The organism is Streptomyces sp. NPDC058664, assembly GCF_042716635.1.
Lineage (GTDB): Bacteria > Actinomycetota > Actinomycetes > Streptomycetales > Streptomycetaceae > Streptomyces.
In genome coordinates this window covers 1-1,241 of the sequence record NZ_JBHXRW010000224.1, presented here as the reverse complement: position 1 = coordinate 1,241, position 1,241 = coordinate 1, and the positions used below count along the sequence as shown (strand labels likewise).

Genomic DNA, 1,241 nt, shown 5'->3' with positions numbered 1-1,241 from the left:
GGCCGAGGCCCGGCGGCACCGCCACGATGTTGCTACGATCGCCACGCGAACGCGCCGACCCGCCAACAGGATCGGGTGAGACGAGGCGGTCGGCCGGAACAATTCCGGGCCCCCGCGCGTCGAAGTGCGCCTCGCGTCAGAGCGTGATCAGTTAGGGGTTTCGGTGTTCGAATTCACCAGGCGGCGCAGTCGCTGGGTGCTCGGCGTATTCGCGGTGCTCGCGGTGGTGCTCGGTGCACTGGGCGCCACGCTGTTCGAGCGGGTGGAGGGCGGCGGATACACCGACCCCGGCAGCGAATCCAGCCGCGCGCTCGAGGTGTTGCGTGACGAGTTCGGGCAGGCACCACCGAACCTGCTGCTGCTGGTGGAAACCGAGTCGTCGGTCGAGGACCCCGAATCCACCGCGGCGGCAACGGCATTGGTCGCCAACCTGCAGGAACGCGCCGGTGTCACCGACGTGATGTCGTATTGGACCACTCACCTGCCCGCGCTGCGCAGCGTCGACGGCAAGCAGGGCATGATCGTCGCGAGCGTGCTCGGCAGCGAACGCGAGATCGACGAGCGCGTCACCGCCATCTCTGAGGAGTTGACGGGCGAGCAAGGATCGTTGCAGGTCAGGGTGGGCGGATTCGCCATGCTGATGCACGAGACGGTGCAGCAGAGCAAGACCGATATCGTCAAGGGCGAGGCCATCGCCTTCCCACTCACCCTGATCGCGCTGATGTTCGTCTTCGGTGGCCTGGTCGCCGCGAGCCTGCCGCTGCTCGTCGCGATCGGCACCGTGCTCACCACCATGGGCGCGCTGTGGTTGCTCACCCTGTTCACTCCGTTGTCGGTCACCGCGACCAACGTGGCGACGCTGCTCGGTCTCGGGCTGGCCATCGACTACAGCCTGCTGATCGTGAGCCGCTACCGCGACGAACTCGCCGAGGGCCGCACCCCGGCAGGCGCGGTCGCCACCACCATGCGCACCGCGGGCCGCACCGTCGCGTTCTCCGCGCTCACGGTCGCGGTGGCGTTGGCCGGGCTGTTGTTCTTCCCGCTGCTGGCGATCCGGTCGATGGGCTACGCCGGCATCGTCGTCGCGGCGCTGGCCGCGCTGGTGTCGCTCACCGTGCTGCCCGCCGCGCTGTTGCTGATCGGCACGCGCATCGACAAGGGCCAGCTCGGCTGGTGGTTCCTGCGCGCACCACGTCCCGCACCTGGCGAGGGCGCCTGGCACAAGCTCGCCACCGCCGTGA

The 1,241-nt window shown here is 69.0% G+C and carries 1 protein-coding gene; it reads left to right on the top strand.

Annotated features, from left to right (window positions below; all coding sequences use genetic code 11):
• Positions 1-163 precede the first annotated feature (163 nt).
• Positions 164-1,241 (top strand): MMPL family transporter (locus tag ACFWUY_RS41740; RefSeq protein WP_384122315.1); only part of this gene is annotated, 1,078 nt, incomplete at its 3' end.